This window comes from Streptomyces sp. NPDC057623 (assembly GCF_042800355.1).
Taxonomy (GTDB): Bacteria; Actinomycetota; Actinomycetes; order Streptomycetales; family Streptomycetaceae; genus Streptomyces.
The window spans coordinates 1-18,263 of sequence record NZ_JBHVGZ010000085.1 but is presented as its reverse complement, the minus strand read 5'-3'; the positions used below and the strand labels follow the sequence as shown (position 1 = coordinate 18,263).

Genomic DNA, 18,263 nt, shown 5'->3' with positions numbered 1-18,263 from the left:
GGCCTGGATTGGTCGCAATCCCACCTGTACTCGTTGGAGGTACATCGCATGCTCGGCAGACATACGGCGGCTGGCCGCCGCACCGCCCTGACCGTCTTCGGCGCCCTGGTCCTCAGCGGCGTCACCTCGGCCGCGGCGGCCGGGCCGCCCCCCGCGCCGGTGCCCGCGTCCACCGCCGCGCAGACACTCGGTGCCGACCGACCGTCCGCGGCGGTGTTGCGGGCTCTGGAGCGTGACCTCGAGCTGAAGCCGGGCCAGGCGGCCGACCGGCTGGTCAACGAGGCGGAGGCGGGCGTCCGCGCCGGCCGGCTCCGCAACTCCCTGGGCGAGCGGTTCGCGGGGGCCTGGCTGCGGGGGACGACCGCCGCCGACCTCACCGTCGCGACCACGCGCGCCGCCGACGTGTCCGCCATCAAGGCCCAGGGCGCGAAGGCGGCGGTCGTCAAGCGGCCGCTGTCCGAGCTCCGGGCCGTCAAGGAGAAGCTGGACAGCGCGGCCAAGCGCGTCAAGACACGCGACACACCCGTCTGGTACGTCGACGTACCGACCAACCGGGTGGTCGTCCAGGCGACCAAGAGGTCCGCCGCCAACGCCTTCATCAAGGCCGCCGGCGTCCAGGGCAAGGGCGTCGGCGTCAGTGTCTCGGCGCAGCGGCCACGGCTCCTGGCGGACCTCGTCGGCGGCGAGGCCTACTACATCGAGAGCACCGCGCGCTGCTCCATCGGCTTCTCCGTCACCAAGGGCGAGCAGCAGGGCTTCGCCTCGGCGGGACACTGCGGCAGCGAGGGCGACTCGACCGCCGGCTCCAACATGGCCGCCCAGGGCACGTTCGAGGCGTCCACCTTCCCCGGCAAGGACATGTCCTGGGTCGGCGTCAACAGCAGCTGGACCGCCACGGCCGACGTGGAGGGCGAGGAAGGCGAGCGCACGCAGGTCACCGGCTCGGTCCAGGCGCTCGTCGGGGCGTCGATCTGCCGTTCCGGCTCCACCACCGGATGGCACTGCGGCACCATCGAGCAGCACGACACGAGTGTCAGCTACTCCGAGGGCACCGTGGACGGCGTGACCGAGACGACGGTGTGCGCCGAGCCGGGTGACTCCGGCGGCCCGTACCTCTCGGGATCCCAGGCACAGGGTGTGACCTCGGGCGGCTCGGGTGACTGCACGGACGGCGGCACCACGTTCTACCAGCCGATCAACCCGATCCTCAGCGACTTCGGCCTCGTCCTGAAGACCGCGGCCGCCCAGAAGGGCACTCCCGCCCCGCAGGACAACGGGGCCGTCACCTGGGCCGCGGGCCGTGTCTACGAGGCCGGCGCCACGGTGACCCACGCGGGCGTGCGCTACCAGTGCCTCCAGACCCACCAGGCGCAGGGCAGGTGGTCGCCGTTGGCCACTCCGGCCCTGTGGCAGAAGGTGTAAGCAGAAGGTGTAATGGGCCGCAGGAGTCGTACGGCTCGCGGTGCGGGGCACTTCCCCGCACCGCCCCGCCCCCTCTCCCCCGCTACTCCTCCGCTAGTCCCCCGCTACTCCTCCGCTACTCCTCCGCCAGGAAGGCGTACGCGGTGGCGACGAACGGGTCGTGGGCGCGGAAGCGCCGGGTGCAGAGCGCGACCAGGGCCGTTCCCGTGTCGGGCCGGAAGCCCAGGAAGGCCTGCTGGCCGAGGGTCGCACCGCTGTGGAAGTACATCGGGCCGCCGTCCGTGGGGTGCCGGAACCACGCCGTCGTGTGCACGTGCCGGTGCCCCAGGCCGCGCCGGAGGACCGGCGTGCGCACCGCCCGCAGCGCGTCGGGCCACGGAGCGCCGGCCGGGTCGAGATGGGCTTCGAGGAACGTGAGCAGGTCGTGCGGGGTGGCACGGACGGCGCCGGCCGCCGCGAAGCCGCCGGCGTCGAAGGCGAGGGTGGGCGTGCGCCCGTCCTTGCCGTGCCCGACGGCGTCGGTCTTCGGGTCCTCCGCCCGCAGGGCCGTGCCGCTCAGACCGAGCGGACGCAGCACCTGGGCGGCGAGGAGCTCCTCCCACGCCGTGCCTGCCGCCGTCGCGAGTGCGTGGCCGAGAACGGCGACGCCGAGGTTGGAGTAGTGCCACCGGGTGCCGGGCCGGTGCCGTGGGCGGTACCGCAGGAAGGCGTCGGTCACCCGCTCGGCCGGATAGCGGCCGTAGGGGTTGGTACGCCAGGCAGGCAGCGCCCGTACGTAGAAGTCGGCCGGCAGCGCGGGCAGTCCGGCGGTGTGGGTGATGAGGTGGGCGAGCGTCACCGGGTCCGTGCCGGTGCGCCGGTGCGGTTCCAGAAGGGCGGCGGCCGGCTCTCCCCCGGTCAGCAGGCCGCCCTGGACGAGCCGGGCCAGCAGCAGTCCGGTGAACGTCTTCGTGGCCGAACCGATCTCGTAGCGCAGGTCCTGTCGGGCCACGGGCGAGGGCGGGGCGGTGCCGCCGCAGTGCAGCGTGCGGCGGCCGTACCGGGAGACCGCGAAGACGGCGTCGGGTGCGTCGACGGCGTCGACGGCGCTCCGCAGACGCTCCCTCAGGGTGTCGTCACCGTCGGGCGGGCCGCCCGCCCGGCCCTGCTCCGCGTCGTCGGCGAGGCCCGGCCAGGGCAGGGAGCGGCCGCTCATGAGGCGGCGTGGGTCAGCTCGGAGAGGGCGCGGGAGGTCGCCAGCACGGAGGCGAAGGCGGCCACCAGCGTCGGGTGGTAGATCATGTCGAACAGCTCGTCCGGTTCGCCCTGCGGCATGGTGCGTACGGCGGGCATGGCGCCGTCGGCCTGCTGCGCCGCGGCGAAGCCCTGCCAGGCCCGTTCGTCCAGGGTGGGACGGGGCAGACAGGCGTCGACGACGAGGAGTTCGCCGAGCAGGTCCCAGCGCTCCAGGTCCAGCCAGTCGTCGATCCAGACCGGCAGCCAGGTGGCGAGGTAGTCGGCGATGTCCGGCGGCAGGCCGTCGGGGTGCTCTCCCCAGTCGGTGAGGTGGAACACCGTGTGGGTGACGTCGTAGGCGATGTGCCCGCTGACCGTCCAGGGCTCGGGTGTGCGGCCCAGCCAGGTGGAGCCGACGATGTCCGCCTCGGGCATACGGGGCGTGAGGCCGAACCGGCGCTGGAACGCGGACAGTCCCAGACGCCGGGTCGGGTCCAGCTCCAGGGCCGCCCAGCTGTTCAGCCGGTGGTAGAGGACGGTGGCGCGCTCCACCTCGGGCTCGCTGTACCCCAGCTCCTTGTACGGCAGGTACACCTCGAAGGGGATCGGCGAGAGCGGTTCGATGCGCTGGCCGCGCACCAGCATGCGACCGCCGTCCAGGGTGTGCCGCCAGGTGTGGTCGAGGAGCTTGCGCGCCAGTTCGGCCTGGCGCGATCCGGCCACGCCCTCGCGGAACAGCACCCGACAGATCAGGGCCAGTTCGCCGACCGGTTTGAAGCGCTCCAGGAAGCCCACTTCCGGATCGACGTCGGGCTCCAGGCGGAATCCGTCGCGATGGGCCCACAGCCACTCCAGGGCGCGCGCGCCGACGGTGTGCATCAGACGGGTGTCGGTCATCCGGGCACTCCTTCGGCCTCACGGCTCAGGCAGGTGACGGTCTGTGCCGCCGCGAAGGCGGCCATGAGTGTGGAGTGGTAGCAGTGCAGGAAGCCCGGCTCGGCGTCCGCTCCGGCCTCGCCCGGCGGGTACGCCTGCTGCGGCAGCGCACCGCAGTCGCGCTGCGCCCGTGCGATCCGGGTCCAGGCGTCCCGCAGGGTCGCGGGATCGGGCGGCGCCGGAAGGCTCGCGGCCACCACCAGCAGTTCGCAGCTCAGGTCCCACATCCCCGCGTCCAGGCAGGTGTCGAGCCAGGGCGGCAGCCAGTGCGCGAGGTAGGTGGCCAGGTCCGCGGGGACGCCCTCGGGGGCGCGGCCCCAGTCGGTGATGTGGAAGACGACGTGGGTGAGCGCGTACCCCGAGGAGCGCTCGAACGTCCATGGTTCGGGCAGTCCGCCCAGCCAGGTGCGCCGCAGCGTCGGCCCGTCCTGCTCCGGCCGGTGGATGCCGCTGCGCCGCTCGGCCTTCAGCACGCCCAGCCGGCGGGTCGGGTCCTGCTCGGTGAGCCGCCAGCCCCGGGTGCGGGCCGTCGTCGCGGCGGCGGCCTCGTACCCCGGATGTCGCAGTCCGGCCGAGGCGAAGACGGAGTAGACCTCCAGCGGGTACGTCGCGAAGGGCTCCAACCGCTGGAGGCGGAGGAACAGTTCGCCCCGGCCCGTCTGCTGCCAGGCGTACCGCAACAGGTCCGCGGCACACGCGTGCAGCGGGTCCCACGGCGGGCTGTGCGCGCGCACGCTCGCGCAGGTCTGGGCCAGTTCCCCGAGGGGTTTCCAGGTGGCGTCCACCTGGCCGTCCGCGGTGAGCGCGTCCTCGCCGAGCGCGAAGTCGTCGCGGTGCGCGGACAGCCAGGCGAACGCGGCGAGGCCGACGTCCCGGATCCCGTCGACGTCCATGGCCGTCATACGAGTGCTCCGGCCGCCCGCATGACCCGTGCCGCCTGTACCTGGAGGGCCACCCGGGGGTCGTTGCCGCCCATGAGCTCGACGAAGTCCAGCCCCGCTTCGAGGCCGAGTGCGTCCGGCACCCCCTCCGTCAGGGTCAGCCAGCGTCCCGCTCCGGCTGCCTGCTGCCAGTCCCTGCGACGCACCGCCCGTACGAAGCCCCGGGCCACGTCGACCGGCCGGCGCCGGACCGCACGGGCGACCGCGCAGTCGTCGCCGGGCACCGCGAGGGGGGCGAGGACCGCGAGTTGGTGGGTCAGAACCTGCCAGGTCGCCTCGTCGAGCCACGCGGCGTCGGGTTCCACTTCCCCGTCACCGGCAAGTGGGCCGGTCACAGGTGTGTCGAACCGGGACAGAGTGCGCCTCATGGCCCAGTGGCTCCACCTGACGGTGGGTGCCGCGTCGGCACGCGGCGGAAAGGCTTCCACCGTGTTCCGGAACACGGTAAGTGCTTCTGGGGCGGGCGGAGATGGGAAGAGTACGTGCGGCAGCAGAAGGTCTGCTCCCAGCACGCGTACGGCCGCGAGGACGAAGTGTCCCTCGGGGTCGTCCGCCGCGCCGGTGCCGGACATGCGCACATGGTCTCCGCCCCGAAGGGCGGAGACCACGTCGGACGCAATGTCCTGCACCGCGCCCTGCAAGAGGGTCGAAGTGCCTGACTGCTCCATTCACTGCTCCAGTCGGTCCGCTCAGCCCTTCTTGGGGCGAGGGGTCGGCGGGGACAGCAGCAGCTTGGTGTCTGCGGAGAGCAGCGCCAGGGCGGCGCACTCTCGGCTGTCGCGGTAGACGCCGTCCGGTTCGGCGGGGTCGAGCGCCGCCTCCAGGTCGCTCCGGACGCCGGTGATCTGTTCGATCGCCTTGTCAATGGAAGGCATATCACCATCTCCTCTGTGGTCAGCCATAGCCTCCACGACTCAGATCACCACACCGCCACAAAGCGCGCATCTTTTCCCACAAGGCCACATACGCCACTTCTTCAACGCCCCCGGGCTCCGCGCCCGCCGGCACGGACAGCGGCCGCCGCACCCGGGCGGCACGGACCCCGGGCTCATCGGGCACCGCGAACTCCCGTATTCGGGCGGGCAGTTGTGCTCAGCGAACGCGGACCGTGAGCGCGCGTTACCGCGCCCCGATCCTGGACAGGTAATGTCCGTAATATGCGAATGTCGAAAGGCGTCGAATGGGCGCTGCACACGCTGCTGAACCTGGACATGATCGGCGGCGGCCCGGTGGGCAGTGCGCAGCTCGCCGAGGCCCACGGCCTCTCCGCGTCCTATCTCAACAAGCAGCTCCAGCAGCTCGCCCGCGCCGGCCTCGTGGTCTCGGTGCCCGGGCCGCGCGGAGGCTTTCGCCTGGAACGGCCTCTGGAGGCCATCACCCTTCTGGACGTCGTGGAGGCCATCGAAGGGGACGCGCGGCTCTTCCACTGCACCGAGATCCGCTGCTGCGGCAGGATCGGCGAGCTGTCACCGCCGCCGACGGGCGCCTGTGCCGTCAACTCGGCGATGCGCCGGGCGGAAGAAGCGTGGCACCAGGCCCTGGCCGCCCAGAATCTCGCCGAGATCAGGGCGGAGTTGGACGGCACTCCGATCGTGCGACAGATCGTGCGTTCCGCGCTGCGGTGAGTACACACCCGGGCCCTGACCGGCCGCTTCGAGCCGACCGGTCCGGCGGATCAGGCCCTGGGTGAGACCCAGTTCACACACGACCTCCTGTCACACATCGCGTGGCTCCCCGGTCAGTGGGGTGTATCCCACCACAGGGCAAGGAGATCACCGTGGAACCTCGTCTCGACTACTTCGGCAACCCCCTCGCAGGCAAGGTGCTGAGGCACATCAACACCGCGAGCAAGCTGGTCTCGGACTCGACGCTGCCGGCCACGGTCCAGGAGCTGGTGAAGATCCGCGCGAGCCAGATCAACGGCTGCGGCTTCTGCACCGACATGCACACCAAGGACGCCGCTCACGCCGGGGAGAGCGCGCAGCGCCTGCACCTGGTCGCCGCCTGGCGGGAGGCCACGGTCTTCACGGAGGCCGAGCGCGCCGCCCTGGAGGTGGCGGAGCAGGGCACCCGGATCGCCGATGCCGCGGGCGGGGTCACCGACGAGGCCTGGGCCGACGCCGCCAAGCACTTCGACGAGGACCAGCTCGTGGCGCTGATCTCCCTCCTCGCCGTCATCAACGCCTACAACCGCGTCAACGTCATCAACCAGCAGCCCGCCGGGGACTACCAGCCCGGTCAGTTCGGCTGACGCGGCAGACGGGTCATGACGGCGGCCGGCACCGGATACGCGCCGGACACGAACGGCCCCGAGCGGGTCACCCGAACTCAACTGCCGTAGCGGGTAGCGGAGTTGGCGGCCCCGTTCACCGCGGTGGCCGCGGACTCCGACGTCGGCACGGCCGGGCATGACCCGCGTGGCGTGCTCCAGCACGTCCCGGGCCGTCGTGCTCGTCCCCACCGGCGGCGAAGCCCGGCCCGCCCCGTGCGACTTCGGCCGTTTCCAGCGGCTGATCGACAGCCCATCCGCGGCGTCCGCCGGTCCGGGCGGTGCAGCGACTTCTTCTTCCGTAGTGGAGGCCGGCCTGTGAGTACCCTCGCGTTCCTCAACATCGGCATGCACGGGCACATCAACCCGACGCTGCCGGTCGTGGCCGAGCTCGTCCGGCGCGGCCACACCGTCATCTACCACACGTCGCCCGCGTTCCGTGCGGAGATCGAGGCCACCGGCGCGACCGTCCGCCTCTACCCCGGGGACGAGCAGCCGCTTCCCGATCCGCCGACGCCGGTCACGCTGCTGGAGTCGCTGGCGAGCACCGCCGTCCGGCTGCTGCCCGCCGTCCTCGACGACCTGCGCCGTGACCGGCCCGACCTGGTCGTCCACGACAGTTCCTGTCTGTGGGGCGCGGTCGCCGCCCGTGAACTCGGCGTGCCGGCGGCCTCGTCGTTCACCACGTTCGCCTTCGACCGCCATGTCCCCAGCCCCACGCGCGGCTCCTGGGACCTGTTGGCCGCGGCACGCGGACAACCCCGCAGCGTCAAGGGCTATCTGCGGGCCCGCCGGGAGCTGCACCGCCGCTTCGACGCGCGGGGGCTGCCCCTGGTCGACCTGCTGAACATCCGCCAGCCGCTCAACCTGGTCTACACCTCAAGGGCGTTCCAGCCCGCCGTCGAGCGCTTCGGGCCGTCCTACCGATTCGTCGGCCCCAGCATCGGCGCCCGCCCGGCCGACCCGTCGTTCGAGGCCGACCGGCTCCGGGACCCGGTGCTGTACGCCTCGCTCGGCACGGTGTTCGGTGCCGGCCCGAAGCTGCTGCGCACGTTCGCCACGGCGCTCGCCCCGCTGGCGGGCACCGTGATCGTCTCGACCGGGCGGACCGACCCCGGCACGCTGGGTCCGTTGCCGGCCAACGTGCTGGTCCGCCGGTTCGTGCCGCAGCCGGAGGTGCTCGCCCGCGCGGCGCTGTTCGTCACCCACGGCGGCATGAACAGCGTCAACGAGGCGATGTACGCGGGGGTCCCGATGCTGGTGGTCCCGCAGGGCGCCGACCAGCCGATGACCGCCGCCCGCGTCGTGGAACTCGGCGCGGGCCTGTCGATCCGTACCCAGGACGTCACGAAGGGCTCCGTACGTGCCCTTGCCCGGCGTCTGCTGCACGAGCCCGGGTTCCGGACGGCCGCGACGGCCCTGAAGGCCGCCCAGCACGACGCCGGGGGCTGTCGGCGAGCCGTCGACGAACTCGAACGGTACGTGCTCGCGCCCGGCCGGGACCGCCGGTCGGCCGTCACCGTCGATCCGTCGCGGCGAGGCTGAGCGATGTCACTCGTCGTCCTGCTGTTCCTCGCCGGGCTGTCCGAGGCCGCCGGGCGCATTCTGCCGCTGCTGGCGCGCCGGCCCGGCATGTCGCGGACTCTCGTGGCCGGGTCGCTGCTGGCGGCCGGCCTGGTCGAGGCCGCTGTGCTGGCGCTGTGGCCGCTGACCGCGTGGACCCTGGCGGAGCTGGTGCTGTCCTCGCCGCCGTCGGGTGCCGGGCTGGAGTGGACACCGGGGCTGGCCGCTCCGCTGGTGCTCTCCGCCGTGCTCGCCTTCCCGCTGCTCGGGCCGTTGCTCCACCTGCTGCTCTTCGTGGGGGTCGGGGCCGGGCTGGCCGAGCCGCTCGCGGCGGCGACCGGGCTCGGCTGGTGGGACGCCGCCGGCTGCGTGGCCGTGGCCGGCGCCGGACTCGGCCTCGCCGTGGCAGCCGTTCGGCGTCTGGTCGTGAGGATCGGCGCACCCCGGACACCGGAGCCGATCGCGTGAACGACTTCCTGTTCTGGACCTGCGTGCTCGGGCCCGTCCTGCTCGCCGAAGGTCTGCTGGCCCGCTACGAGGTGCTGGTCTACGGCGCCGGCCTGCGGGCCCCTCTCACCGAGCTCCCCGCGGGCATGCCCTACGCCCGGGGTGCGGCCGCCGACGCCCCTCCGGGCGCCTACCTGGTCTATCTCGACGGCATCGGGAAACGCCGGGTCCGTGACACACGGGACGGCGGCCAACTGGTCAAGGCCGTGATCGCCGGTGCGCCGGAGCTGCGGGTGCTGGGGCAGGTGCAGCCCTACTCGCCGCTGGCCGACCCGCTCGCCGACCGGCCGGTGTGGGCGTGGCTGCGCCGCCGCATCGGGCTGCTGCTGTTCCTGCACAACGTCATGCAGATCTTCGTCGCCGCCGACCACCGCTACCGCCCCCTGTACAACCGGGCCGTCGGCTCCCAGATCGCCACGCAGCTCCGCCTCGCCGGCTACCGGCCCGACAGCGGTGTCCCCGTGGTGCTGCTCAGCTACAGCGGTGGCGCCCAGGTCGCGACGGGGGCGGTCGAAGCGCTGCACAGCCGGTTGCGCTGCCCGGTCACGGTGATCACGCTCGGCGGGTTCCACAACGGCGCCAACGACCTCACCTACGCCGAGCGGGTGCATCAACTCACCAGCGCCCACGACCGGATCGAGCGGGTCGGCACCTGGATCTTCCCGCAGCGCCGGCGCCTGTTCCGGCGCAGCGGATGGAACCGTGCCCGCCGCGCAGGCAAGGTCACCGTGCACCGGCTCGACCCGGCCACCCATCTCGGTCCGCGCGGCTACCTCAGCCCGGACGGGCACCTGCCCGACGGCCGCAGCTGTCTCGACCGCACGGCGGACACCGTGATCGCGCTCATCCGCGCCCGGTACGGCGCTCCCGCGGCCACCGACGACCCGGCGCTATGAGGCCGCGGCCCGGTCGTCGTCGAGGCCCGCGACCAGACCCCGCAGGAGGGGGCCGTACTCCGGGTGGGCGAGGGCGAACGCCATCTGGGCGACGAGGTAGTCGGCCGGGTTGCCGGTGTCGTACCAGCGGCCCTTGATGACCTGCCCGTACACGGCGCGGGTGGCGGCGTAGGCGTTGATGGCGTCGGTCAGGTAGACCTCGCCGGTCCGGTGCTCGTACCAGCGGCGGGTCTGCTCGCGCAGTTCGTCGACGATGCCCGGGGTGATGACATAGCCGCCGATGGCCGCGTACGACGACGGGGCGGCGGAGGGCTCGGGCTTCTCGACCAGACCGGTGATGCGCAGCTGGCCGTCGCCGAGGTCCTCCTTGACGATGGGGACGCCGTAGCGCTGGGACTCGGTGGGGTCCATCGGCAGCAGGGCCAGCACCGGGCAGCCGGTCTGCTCGTACGCGCGGATCAGCTGCTGGGCGCGCGGCACCTCGGCCACGAAGACGTCGTCGGGCCACAGCACCAGCACGGGCTCGTCGCCGAAGGCGCGGGCGGCGTTCAGCACCGGGGTGCCGTTGCCGTACGGGCCGTGCTGGTCGAGGTAGGTGATGTGGCCCTTGCGGGCCAGTTCGGCGACCTCCTCCACGGCGTCCGCGTAGGCCGTCTTGCCGTCGGCGCGGAGCTGGTCGACGAGGGCCGGGTTGGGGCGGAAGTGGTCCTGGATGAGGCTCTTGCCGCCGGAGACCACGATGGTGATGTCGGTGATGCCGGAGTCCACCAGCTCGCGCACGGTGTGCTCGATGACCGGCTTGTCGCCGACCGGGAGCATCTCCTTCGGCGTCGCCTTCGTCAGCGGCAGCAGCCGGGAGCCGAGTCCGGCTGCGGGAATCACGGCCCTGCGAATGGTCGGGGACATCACGTCTCTCTCGGTCGAACGGCACACCGCGCCGACGGGTACGGCACAGGCCCGACGCTACCAACGCCCGCCCCGGCCTTCAGCAGACCGGTTCGGGGGACGGGAGCAGCGGGCCGTCCCGGCGGCGCGCTCGGCCGGAACCGCTTGTAGCCTGGCCGTCCAGGACGGGAGGACAGTCATGCGCGCCGAGGACGACGCGGGTTCCCTCGACGAGGCGGCGCAGCAGTTCATGGCGGCTCGCCCCCAGCTCTTCGGCATCGCGTACCGCGTCCTCGGAAGTGCCGTGGAGGCCGAGGACATCGTCCAGGAGGCGTGGGTGCGGTGGCAGAACACCGACCGCGCCGACATCCGGGAACCGGCGGCGTTCCTGGCGACCGTCACGGCCCGGCTGGCGATCAACCTCGCCCAGTCGGCCCGGATGCGGCGTGAGTCGTACATCGGCCCCTGGCTTCCGGAGCCGGTCGACACCCGTACGGATCCGCAGCTGGGCGCGGAACGGGCCGAGGCGCTCGACCTGGCGGTGCTCCTCCTCCTGGAGAAGCTCAACCCGGTCGAACGGGCCGCGTACGTGCTGCGGGAGGCGTTCGACTACCCGTACCGGCAGATCGCGGACATCCTGGAGACGAGCGAGGCCAACACCCGCCAGTTGGTGACCCGCGCCAGGAAACACCTGGCGGCGGAACGCAGGAAGCCGGTCAGCTCCGATGTCCACCGGCGTCTGCTGGAGGTGTTCCTCGACGCGGCCCGGACCGGCAGCCTGTCGGTGCTGGAGGAGGTCCTCACGGACGACGTGGTCAGCTACACCGACGGCGGAGGGATGCGCGGGGCGTCCAGGATCCCGGTCGTCGGGCTCCCGCGCGTCTCCCGGTACCTTGCCGCCTTCGCGCCACGGTTCTGGCCTGCGACGGCCGTTCGCTGGGTCGAGGCCAACGGCAGGCCGGCCGTCCTCGTCACGGCCGGGGGGAGCCCGGTGGCCCTGCTGTCGGTCGACGTGTCGGACCGGGGTATCGAACGCGTCATGTGGGTCATGAACCCGGACAAGCTGGCTCCGTACGTGGCCTCGCTGACCGCCTGAGCCACAGGGCAGAGCAGGGCGGGGAACGCCGGCGACCGTGGCGCCGGCGGAGGTGTCACAGATCGGGCGGCCGTCCGGTCGTAAGGGGTGACAACCCCGCGATCGGAGAACACCGTGGCTCTCACCGAACGACGTCTTTCCACCATGGTGCTGGTGATCGGCACCGGAGGTGCCGGTCTGCGCGCGGCGATCGAACTGGCCGAGGCCGGTGTCGACGTCCTCGCGGTCGGCAAGCGCCCCAAGCAGGACGCGCATACGGCGCTGGCCGCCGGAGGGATCAACGCGGCTCTGGCCACCATGGATCCCGAGGACAGCTGGCAGCAGCACGCGGCGGACACCATCAAGGAGAGCTATCTGCTCGCCGACCCCCGCACCGTGGAGATCGTCACCCGGGGCGCCGCCCGGGGCATCGACGACCTGGAGCGCTACGGCATGGCCTTCGCCCGGGAGGAGGACGGCCGTATCTCCCAGCGGTTCTTCGGGGCGCACAGGTTCCGGCGGACCGCCTTCGCCGGCGACTACACCGGCCTGGAGATCCAGCGCACGCTGATCAGGCGGGCCGAACAGCTCGCCATCCCCGTGCTCGACGGCGTCTACATCACCCGGCTGCTGGTGCACGACGGGGCCGTCTTCGGGGCCTACGGCTTCGATCTCGCGAGCGGAAGGCGCTACCTGATCCACGCGGACGCGGTGATCCTCGCCGCGGGCGGCCACACGCGTATCTGGCGGCGCACGTCCTCACGGCGCGACGAGAACACCGGCGACTCCTTCCGGCTGGCCGTGGAGGCCGGGGCCCGGCTGCGCGACGCCGAGCTGGTCCAGTTCCACCCGTCCGGCATCATCGAGCCGGAGAACGCGGCCGGCACGCTGGTCAGCGAGGCGGCCCGCGGTGAGGGCGGGATCCTGCGCAACGCCCTCGGGGAGCGGTTCATGGCCCGCTACGACCCCGACCGGATGGAGCTCTCCACGCGCGACCGCGTGGCCCTGGCCTCCTACACGGAGATCAAGGAAGGACGCGGCACGCCCAAGGGCGGCGTATGGCTCGACGTCTCCCATCTGCCCCGGCAGACGATCATGACGCGCCTGCCCCGCGTCTATCAGACGATGCTCGACCTCCAGATGCTGGACATCACCCGCGAACCCGTCGAGATCGCGCCCACCGCGCACTACTCGATGGGCGGGGTGTGGGTGCGACCGGAGGACCACAGCACCGACGTGGCGGGGCTGTACGCCATCGGTGAGGCGTCGAGCGGGCTGCACGGAGCGAACCGGCTCGGCGGGAACAGCCTCATCGAGCTGCTGGTGTTCGGCCGCATCACAGGTCGGGCGGCGGCCGCCTACTCGCAGTCCCTGACCGCGCAGCGGCGTTCGGCGGCGGCCGTCGCCGAGGCCCGCGCGGAGCTCGACGACCTGCTCGCGGCGGACGGGCCGGAGAACGTGCGCGCCCTGCAACGCGCCATCCGCGACACCATGACGGAGCACGCGGGTGTCGTACGCGACGAGGAGGGCCTGCGCGCGGGGCTCGCTGAGCTCTCCGTGATCGAGAAGCGGATGGCGGACGTCGGCGTGCATCCGGACATCGCCGGCTATCAGGATCTCGCGCACGCCTTCGACCTGAAGTCGGCGGCCATGGCCGCGCGGGCCACCCTCGAATCGGCGCTGGAGCGTCGCGAGAGCCGTGGCTGCCACAACCGCAGCGACCACCCGGACCAGGATCCCGCCCTGCGCGTCAATCTCGTGTGGTCCGCGGCGACCGGTGTGACCCGCGAGAGCATCCCGGATGTTCCGGACGAGATTTCCGCCCTGATGCAGGACGTCCCGACCGAGGGAAAGCTTGTCGAATGACCTGAGAACGCCCCGTCTCTCCTGGTGCAGACCGAATCTTTCTCCGAGAGGAATCCGTCATGAAGGTCGTAGTGATCGGTGGAACCGGACTCATCGGCTCGAAGCTGGTCGGCCGGCTCAACGAGCAGGGGCACGAGGCGGTCGCGGCCGCGCCCAACACCGGCGTCAACACGCTGACGGGCGAGGGTCTCGCCGAGGTCCTGAAGGACGCGTCCGTCGTGGTCGACGTGTCCAACTCCCCCTCGTGGGAGGACGACGCCGTCATGGACTTCTTCCGCACCTCCACGGCCAACCTCCTCGAGGCGGCGGCCGAGGCCGGGGTGACGCACCATGTCGCACTGTCCGTGGTCGGCACCGACCGCCTCCAGGAGAGCGGGTACTTCCGGGCCAAGCAGGCGCAGGAAGACCTGATCAAGGGGTCCGGCATGCCCTACTCCATCGTCCACGCGACCCAGTTCTTCGAGTTCGTCAAGGCGATCGCGGACATCTCGACCGACGGCGACACCGTGCGCCTGGCGCCCGCCAGGTTCCAGCCGATGTACTCCGACGACGTGGCCGCGGCCGTCGGTCGCGTCGCGGTCGGCGCGCCCGTCAACGGCGTGGTGGAGGTAGCGGGCCCCGACGTGTTCCAGCTCGACGAGCTCGTCCGCGAGACCCTCGCCGCCCAGAACGACCCCCGCACCGTCGTCACGGATCCGCTCGCGCCGTACTCCGGTGCCGTGCTCGCGGAGACCACGCTGCTGCCGGGACCGGACGCGCGGATCGCGCAGACGAAGCTGTCCGACTGGCTCGCACGGCAGCGGTGAACGATGTCACAGGGTCCGCGTCTGTCCCGTCTCCCTTGTGTGGGAGGGATGATGCCGTATGGCGAGTGCGGACGACGCGGTGCCGATCGCTCAGTTGGTCGACGAACGACGGTATCTGCTGGATGTCGCGTACGTGATGCTGGGCAGCAGACGTGAGGCCGAGCGGGTCGTCGACGCGGCCTACCGGCGGTGGTTCGGGTTGCCCGATCCGGCGCGGGCACGGATCAGCGAGCCGCGGGCCTGGCTGGCGGGGGTCACCGGGAGCATCTGTCTGTCGCGGCTGACCCTGCCGGGCCGGGACCCCGGCCCCGGCGAGAAGGGGACGCGCGGGTCCGTCCGGCAGGGCGGGCCGGTGGAGGAGGCCAACCGGGTTCTGCTGGACGCGCTGGACTCCCTGTCCCCGGCCGAACGGGCGGCGTTCCTCCTCGCCGACGTCGCCCGGCCGGCCGAGCCGCAGTGCGCCGAGTCGGCGGAGCGGGCCCGTCGCGGCCCACGGGCGCGGCCCACGCCGACCGGGCAGCACGACGAGGCGGCCCGTGCGGTGCGCCGGGCCTGTGCGGAGCAGGACAAGGGGTTCCTGGTGTCCCTCCTCTCGGCCGACGCCACCGCCTGGTTCGACGCAGGCGGCAAGGTACGGGCGCCGGCCGGACCGGTGCACGGCGACGTCCGCGTGGCCCGGAGCCTGCTGGTCCTGCTGGCCCCGCATCCGCGGACCACTGTGGACACCCGTGCCGTCAACGGGCGGACCGGCCTCGTGGTGCGCTACGGCCGTCAGGTGGCCGCGGTCATCAGCCTCGACCTCGCCGGCCCGCACGTCGTCCAGGTCTTTGTCACCCTCAACCCCGACAAACTCCGCACCTGGAACCGGCCCCGGCCTCCCGGTTCCGGATGAGGCCGGTGGGCGGCAAGGTGGCCCGCGCCTTGTAGTGCGCCAGATAGGTCAGCAGGGTCGCGGTCTCCGGCACCGCGGGGCCGCCGTCGCAGGCGAGCGCGATGCACTTGCCCTTCTCGCCGTCGGTGTCGTCGTCGCCGGAGGCGGTGTGCGTGGGACGGCCGGCTCAGGAACGTTCGCCGCGCCCAGGTCGAACGCACCACTGGGCGCGACGGCCTGCTCCACCGAGCACGGGCCCACGAGACGGCCCGTGGAGGGTGGCACGAACCTCAGGCGGGTTCGGCCGTGGTGCCGCGCACCACGAGGTGTGGAGCGAGGACCACCTCGCGCCGTTCGACTCGGTCCTCGTCCAGGCGTTCGACGGCCGCGGTCACCGCGTGCCGAGCCTGCTCCTCGGCTTCCTGGCTGACGGTGGTCAGGTTGAAGCAGCTGAGGCGGGAGAGCATGTCGTCGTCGTAGCCGGCCACGGACACCTCGCCCGGTACGTCGACACCGGCGCGGGCAAGACCGGCCAGGACACCGATGGCGGACGGGTCGTTGTAGGTGAGGACAGCGGTGGGCAGGCTGTCGCCCTCCAGGAGCTTGCGGACGGCGCGTTCACCTGCCGCTTCGGTGTGGTCGCCGTGCAGGATCCGGATGTGATCGTCCAGCCCGTGGCGCCGCATGGCGGTGCGATATCCACGGCGCCGGTCGGTGGCGATGACACCTTTGCCGCCGTCCACGTAGACGATCTCGCGGTGCCCGAGGCCGACCAGGTGATCGACGATCTGGCCGACGCCGTCGTCGTCCGCGGTGCGTACGACGTCGAGGGTCGCCTCGGCGATGCGGCGGCCGACGGCGATGACAGGCGCCTTGTTGTCGAGGGCGGCGAGCGTGGCAGCCGGTGCGGTCGGACCGAGGAGGATCAGCGCCTCGCTGCGGAAGGCCAGCAGCGTCTCCACGGCACTCTGCTCGTCGCGCGTGCGAGTCTGGGTACTGAGGACGAGGTCGTATCCGACCTCCTCGGCAGCGGTGTGCAGGTACTCGACCAGTTCGGCGTGGAAAGGGCGATGGATGTCGACCATGACACCGAGCAGTCGGCTGCGCCTGCTGGCCAGCGTGCTGGCGGTGCGGTCCACCCGGTAGCCGAGTTCGGCGGCGGCCTTCAGGACACGCTGCCGGGTCCGCTCACTCGGACCGGGCACGCCGCGCAGCACCAGCGACACCGAGGCTGTCGACACGCCTACCCGTGCGGCCACGTCCTCCAGCTTGGGACGCTTGTGCGCGCCGTTGTTCACTGCTCCATCGCTGCCCAAGTGTTCCTCCCCGCGGCAGATCTCCTTGCGCCACACCCTTGACACGCTCGCGAAACAAGGTTGATAGTACCAGAACTTAAAACGCTTTAAATTGTCCTGTTGTTCCAACGAACGACAGCACGGAAAGCGCGGCGCCCTACGACGGCCTCGCGCACTCGGACACCGGCCTCTCCGCTCCACCCAGCTGCTTCCGAGGCGTAGTCACCAGTCCCGGCCCACCCGAAGTCCGCGGATCCCCTCTCTCATCCGTCGCACAGTGAGGTGCACGCTCCATGAACCGCACACCCCTCCCCCGGTCCCGCAGAATCGCTTCCGCCGTGGCCGTGGCGGCCGCGGCCGCGCTCGTCGTCGCCGGCTGCTCCAGCGGCTCCGGCGGGAAGCAGGCCGAGGAGAACGCCGAGGGCGCCGCCGCAGGCAAGGCCAACACTCCCCGCATGACGATCGCGATGGTCGCCCACGCGCCCGCCGGCGACACCTTCTGGGACACCATCCGCAAGGGCGCCGAGGCCGCGGCCGCCAAGGACAACGTCAAGCTGATCTACTCCAGCGACGATGCCGCCGCCGATCAGGCGGCCCTGGTGCAGAACGCGATCGACCAGAAGGTCGACGGCATCGCCGTCACCCTCGCCAAGCCGGACGCCATGAAGGACGTCGTCGCCAAGGCCATCAAGGCCGGCATCCCGGTCGTCGGCTTCAACGCCGGCATGCCCGACTGGCAGAAGCAGGGCCTGCTGTCCTTCTTCGGCCAGGACGAGGCCGTCTCGGGCGAGGCCCTCGGCACCAAGCTCAACGACACCGGCGCCAAGCACGCCCTGTGTGTCGTCCAGGTCCAGGGCGCGGTCAACCTGGAGCAGCGCTGCGCCGGCGTGGAGAAGGGCTTCAAGGGCAAGACCGACAAGCTGTACGTCAACGGCGCGGACATGCCGTCCGTGAAGTCGACGATCACCGCCAAGCTCAAGCAGGACTCCTCCATCGACCAGGTGGTCACGCTGGCCGCCCCGATCGCACTGACCGCCGCGCAGTCGGTCGACGAGACAGGCAGCAAGGCGAAGATCGCCACCTTCGACCTCAACAAGGAGCTCATCTCGGCGATCAAGGACGACTCCATCGAGTTCGCCGTCGACCAGCAGCCCTACCTCCAGGGCTACCTCGCGGTCGACTCGCTGTGGCTCTACAAGAACAACGGCAACTACATGGGCGGCGGCGAGGCGCCGATCCTGACCGGTCCGGCCTTCGTCGACAAGGCCAACGTCGACACCATCGGCGCGTTCGCCGCGAAGGGCACTCGGTGATGGGCATGACCCAACAGGCTGAGCCGGCGGTGACCACACCGCCGGCCCCCGGCCCCGGCCCCGGCCCCGGCCCCGGCAAGGAGACCGACGGGCGGACCCAGCAGCGCCCCCTGGCGCTGCGGCTGCTCGCCCGTCCCGAGATCGGCGTCTTCCTGGGTGCCGTCGCGGTGTTCATCTGCTTCCTCGTCGCGGCGCCCCCGGTCCGCGACGGCAGCTCGATGGCGAACGTCCTGTACCAGTCGTCGACCATCGGGATCATGGCCCTGCCGGTCGCGCTGCTGATGATCGGCGGCGAGTTCGACCTGTCCGCCGGTGTCGCCGTCATCACCTCGGCCCTGACCGCGAGCATGGTCGCCTACCAGCTGAGCATGAACGTCTGGGTCGGCGTGATCGTCGCCCTGGT

18 protein-coding genes and 1 pseudogene are annotated in these 18,263 nt (G+C 71.8%); 12 read left to right on the top strand and 7 right to left on the bottom strand.

Features of this window, described 5'->3' with window-relative positions; all coding sequences use genetic code 11:
* Positions 1 to 48 precede the first annotated feature (48 nt).
* Complete coding sequence (locus ACFU95_RS44360; protein WP_383841270.1) at positions 49 to 1,422, top strand: alpha-lytic protease prodomain-containing protein; 1,374 nt, start codon at positions 49 to 51, stop codon at positions 1,420 to 1,422.
* Positions 1,423 to 1,537: 115 nt separating this feature from the next.
* Here the strand turns inward: ACFU95_RS44360 and ACFU95_RS44355 are convergent, their stop codons facing one another.
* Genes ACFU95_RS44355 through ACFU95_RS44335 form a run of 5 tightly spaced genes read right to left on the bottom strand, consistent with a single transcriptional unit; the run spans position 1,538 to position 5,389 of the window.
* On the bottom strand, positions 1,538 to 2,617 hold the full coding sequence (locus ACFU95_RS44355; protein ID WP_383841267.1) for a serine hydrolase domain-containing protein: 1,080 nt from the start codon (positions 2,615 to 2,617) through the stop codon (positions 1,538 to 1,540).
* Positions 2,614 to 3,534 carry a DUF6895 family protein gene (locus ACFU95_RS44350; protein WP_383841264.1) on the bottom strand — a complete coding sequence of 307 codons (921 nt, stop codon included), beginning with the start codon at positions 3,532 to 3,534 and terminating at the stop codon, positions 2,614 to 2,616. The genes ACFU95_RS44355 and ACFU95_RS44350 overlap by 4 nt, the downstream gene beginning before the upstream one ends.
* Complete coding sequence (locus ACFU95_RS44345) at positions 3,531 to 4,475, bottom strand: DUF6895 family protein (RefSeq protein ID WP_383841261.1); 945 nt, start codon at positions 4,473 to 4,475, stop codon at positions 3,531 to 3,533. The genes ACFU95_RS44350 and ACFU95_RS44345 overlap by 4 nt, the downstream gene beginning before the upstream one ends.
* Positions 4,472 to 5,182 (bottom strand): hypothetical protein, encoded by a 711-nt coding sequence (locus ACFU95_RS44340; RefSeq protein ID WP_383841258.1) that lies wholly within the window; start codon positions 5,180 to 5,182, stop codon positions 4,472 to 4,474. The genes ACFU95_RS44345 and ACFU95_RS44340 overlap by 4 nt, the downstream gene beginning before the upstream one ends.
* Before the next feature lie 21 nt (positions 5,183 to 5,203).
* On the bottom strand, positions 5,204 to 5,389 hold the full coding sequence (locus ACFU95_RS44335; RefSeq protein ID WP_383841256.1) for a hypothetical protein: 186 nt from the start codon (positions 5,387 to 5,389) through the stop codon (positions 5,204 to 5,206).
* 282 nt (positions 5,390 to 5,671) lie between these two features.
* On the opposite strand from ACFU95_RS44335, the gene ACFU95_RS44330 reads away from it, so the two are divergent.
* The 5 genes from ACFU95_RS44330 (at position 5,672) to ACFU95_RS44310 (ending at position 9,749) form a co-directional block, all read left to right on the top strand.
* Positions 5,672 to 6,139 (top strand): RrF2 family transcriptional regulator, encoded by a 468-nt coding sequence (locus tag ACFU95_RS44330; protein ID WP_383841253.1) that lies wholly within the window; start codon positions 5,672 to 5,674, stop codon positions 6,137 to 6,139.
* Between the two features lie 152 nt (positions 6,140 to 6,291).
* Entirely contained in the window at positions 6,292 to 6,765 is a 474-nt protein-coding gene (locus tag ACFU95_RS44325; protein ID WP_383841250.1) for a carboxymuconolactone decarboxylase family protein, read from the top strand.
* 336 nt (positions 6,766 to 7,101) lie between these two features.
* A complete protein-coding gene (locus ACFU95_RS44320; protein ID WP_383841247.1) occupies positions 7,102 to 8,328 on the top strand; it encodes a macrolide family glycosyltransferase in 1,227 nt (408 codons plus the stop codon).
* 3 nt (positions 8,329 to 8,331) lie between these two features.
* Positions 8,332 to 8,814, top strand: coding sequence for a hypothetical protein (locus ACFU95_RS44315; RefSeq protein WP_383841244.1), 483 nt, complete (start codon positions 8,332 to 8,334; stop codon positions 8,812 to 8,814).
* Complete coding sequence (locus ACFU95_RS44310; protein ID WP_383841242.1) at positions 8,811 to 9,749, top strand: hypothetical protein; 939 nt, start codon at positions 8,811 to 8,813, stop codon at positions 9,747 to 9,749. The genes ACFU95_RS44315 and ACFU95_RS44310 overlap by 4 nt, the downstream gene beginning before the upstream one ends.
* Here ACFU95_RS44310 and ACFU95_RS44305 read toward each other — a convergent pair.
* Positions 9,744 to 10,655 (bottom strand): UTP--glucose-1-phosphate uridylyltransferase, encoded by a 912-nt coding sequence (locus tag ACFU95_RS44305; protein WP_383841239.1) that lies wholly within the window; start codon positions 10,653 to 10,655, stop codon positions 9,744 to 9,746. The two genes, ACFU95_RS44310 and ACFU95_RS44305, sit on opposite strands and share 6 nt — an antisense overlap.
* A gap of 178 nt (positions 10,656 to 10,833) precedes the next feature.
* On the opposite strand from ACFU95_RS44305, the gene ACFU95_RS44300 reads away from it, so the two are divergent.
* The 4 genes from ACFU95_RS44300 to ACFU95_RS44285 all read left to right on the top strand — a co-directional run bounded on the left by ACFU95_RS44300 (position 10,834) and on the right by ACFU95_RS44285 (position 15,273).
* On the top strand, positions 10,834 to 11,730 hold the full coding sequence (locus ACFU95_RS44300) for an RNA polymerase sigma-70 factor (protein ID WP_383841236.1): 897 nt from the start codon (positions 10,834 to 10,836) through the stop codon (positions 11,728 to 11,730).
* A 144-nt stretch (positions 11,731 to 11,874) separates the two neighbouring features.
* A complete protein-coding gene (locus tag ACFU95_RS44295; RefSeq protein WP_383841339.1) occupies positions 11,875 to 13,575 on the top strand; it encodes an FAD-binding protein in 1,701 nt (566 codons plus the stop codon).
* Between the two features lie 59 nt (positions 13,576 to 13,634).
* Positions 13,635 to 14,381, top strand: a complete 747-nt coding sequence (locus ACFU95_RS44290) for an SDR family oxidoreductase (protein WP_383841233.1) — start codon at positions 13,635 to 13,637, stop codon at positions 14,379 to 14,381.
* A gap of 58 nt (positions 14,382 to 14,439) precedes the next feature.
* Complete coding sequence (locus ACFU95_RS44285) at positions 14,440 to 15,273, top strand: RNA polymerase subunit sigma (protein WP_383841230.1); 834 nt, start codon at positions 14,440 to 14,442, stop codon at positions 15,271 to 15,273.
* 269 nt (positions 15,274 to 15,542) lie between these two features.
* On the opposite strand, the gene ACFU95_RS44280 is transcribed toward ACFU95_RS44285, so the two are convergent.
* On the bottom strand, positions 15,543 to 16,568 hold the full coding sequence (locus ACFU95_RS44280) for a LacI family DNA-binding transcriptional regulator (protein ID WP_383841227.1): 1,026 nt from the start codon (positions 16,566 to 16,568) through the stop codon (positions 15,543 to 15,545).
* A 272-nt stretch (positions 16,569 to 16,840) separates the two neighbouring features.
* Here ACFU95_RS44280 and ACFU95_RS44275 point away from each other — a divergent pair, with 272 nt between their 5' ends.
* Together ACFU95_RS44275 and ACFU95_RS44270 are read left to right on the top strand one after the other, a co-directional pair.
* The gene (locus tag ACFU95_RS44275; RefSeq protein WP_383841225.1) at positions 16,841 to 17,860 is read left to right on the top strand and encodes a sugar ABC transporter substrate-binding protein; all 1,020 of its coding nucleotides are present in this window, start codon (positions 16,841 to 16,843) and stop codon (positions 17,858 to 17,860) included.
* Positions 17,860 to 18,263 (top strand): annotated as a pseudogene (locus ACFU95_RS44270) (ABC transporter permease); the annotation flags it as partial. The gene ACFU95_RS44275 and the pseudogene ACFU95_RS44270, both read left to right, overlap by 1 nt.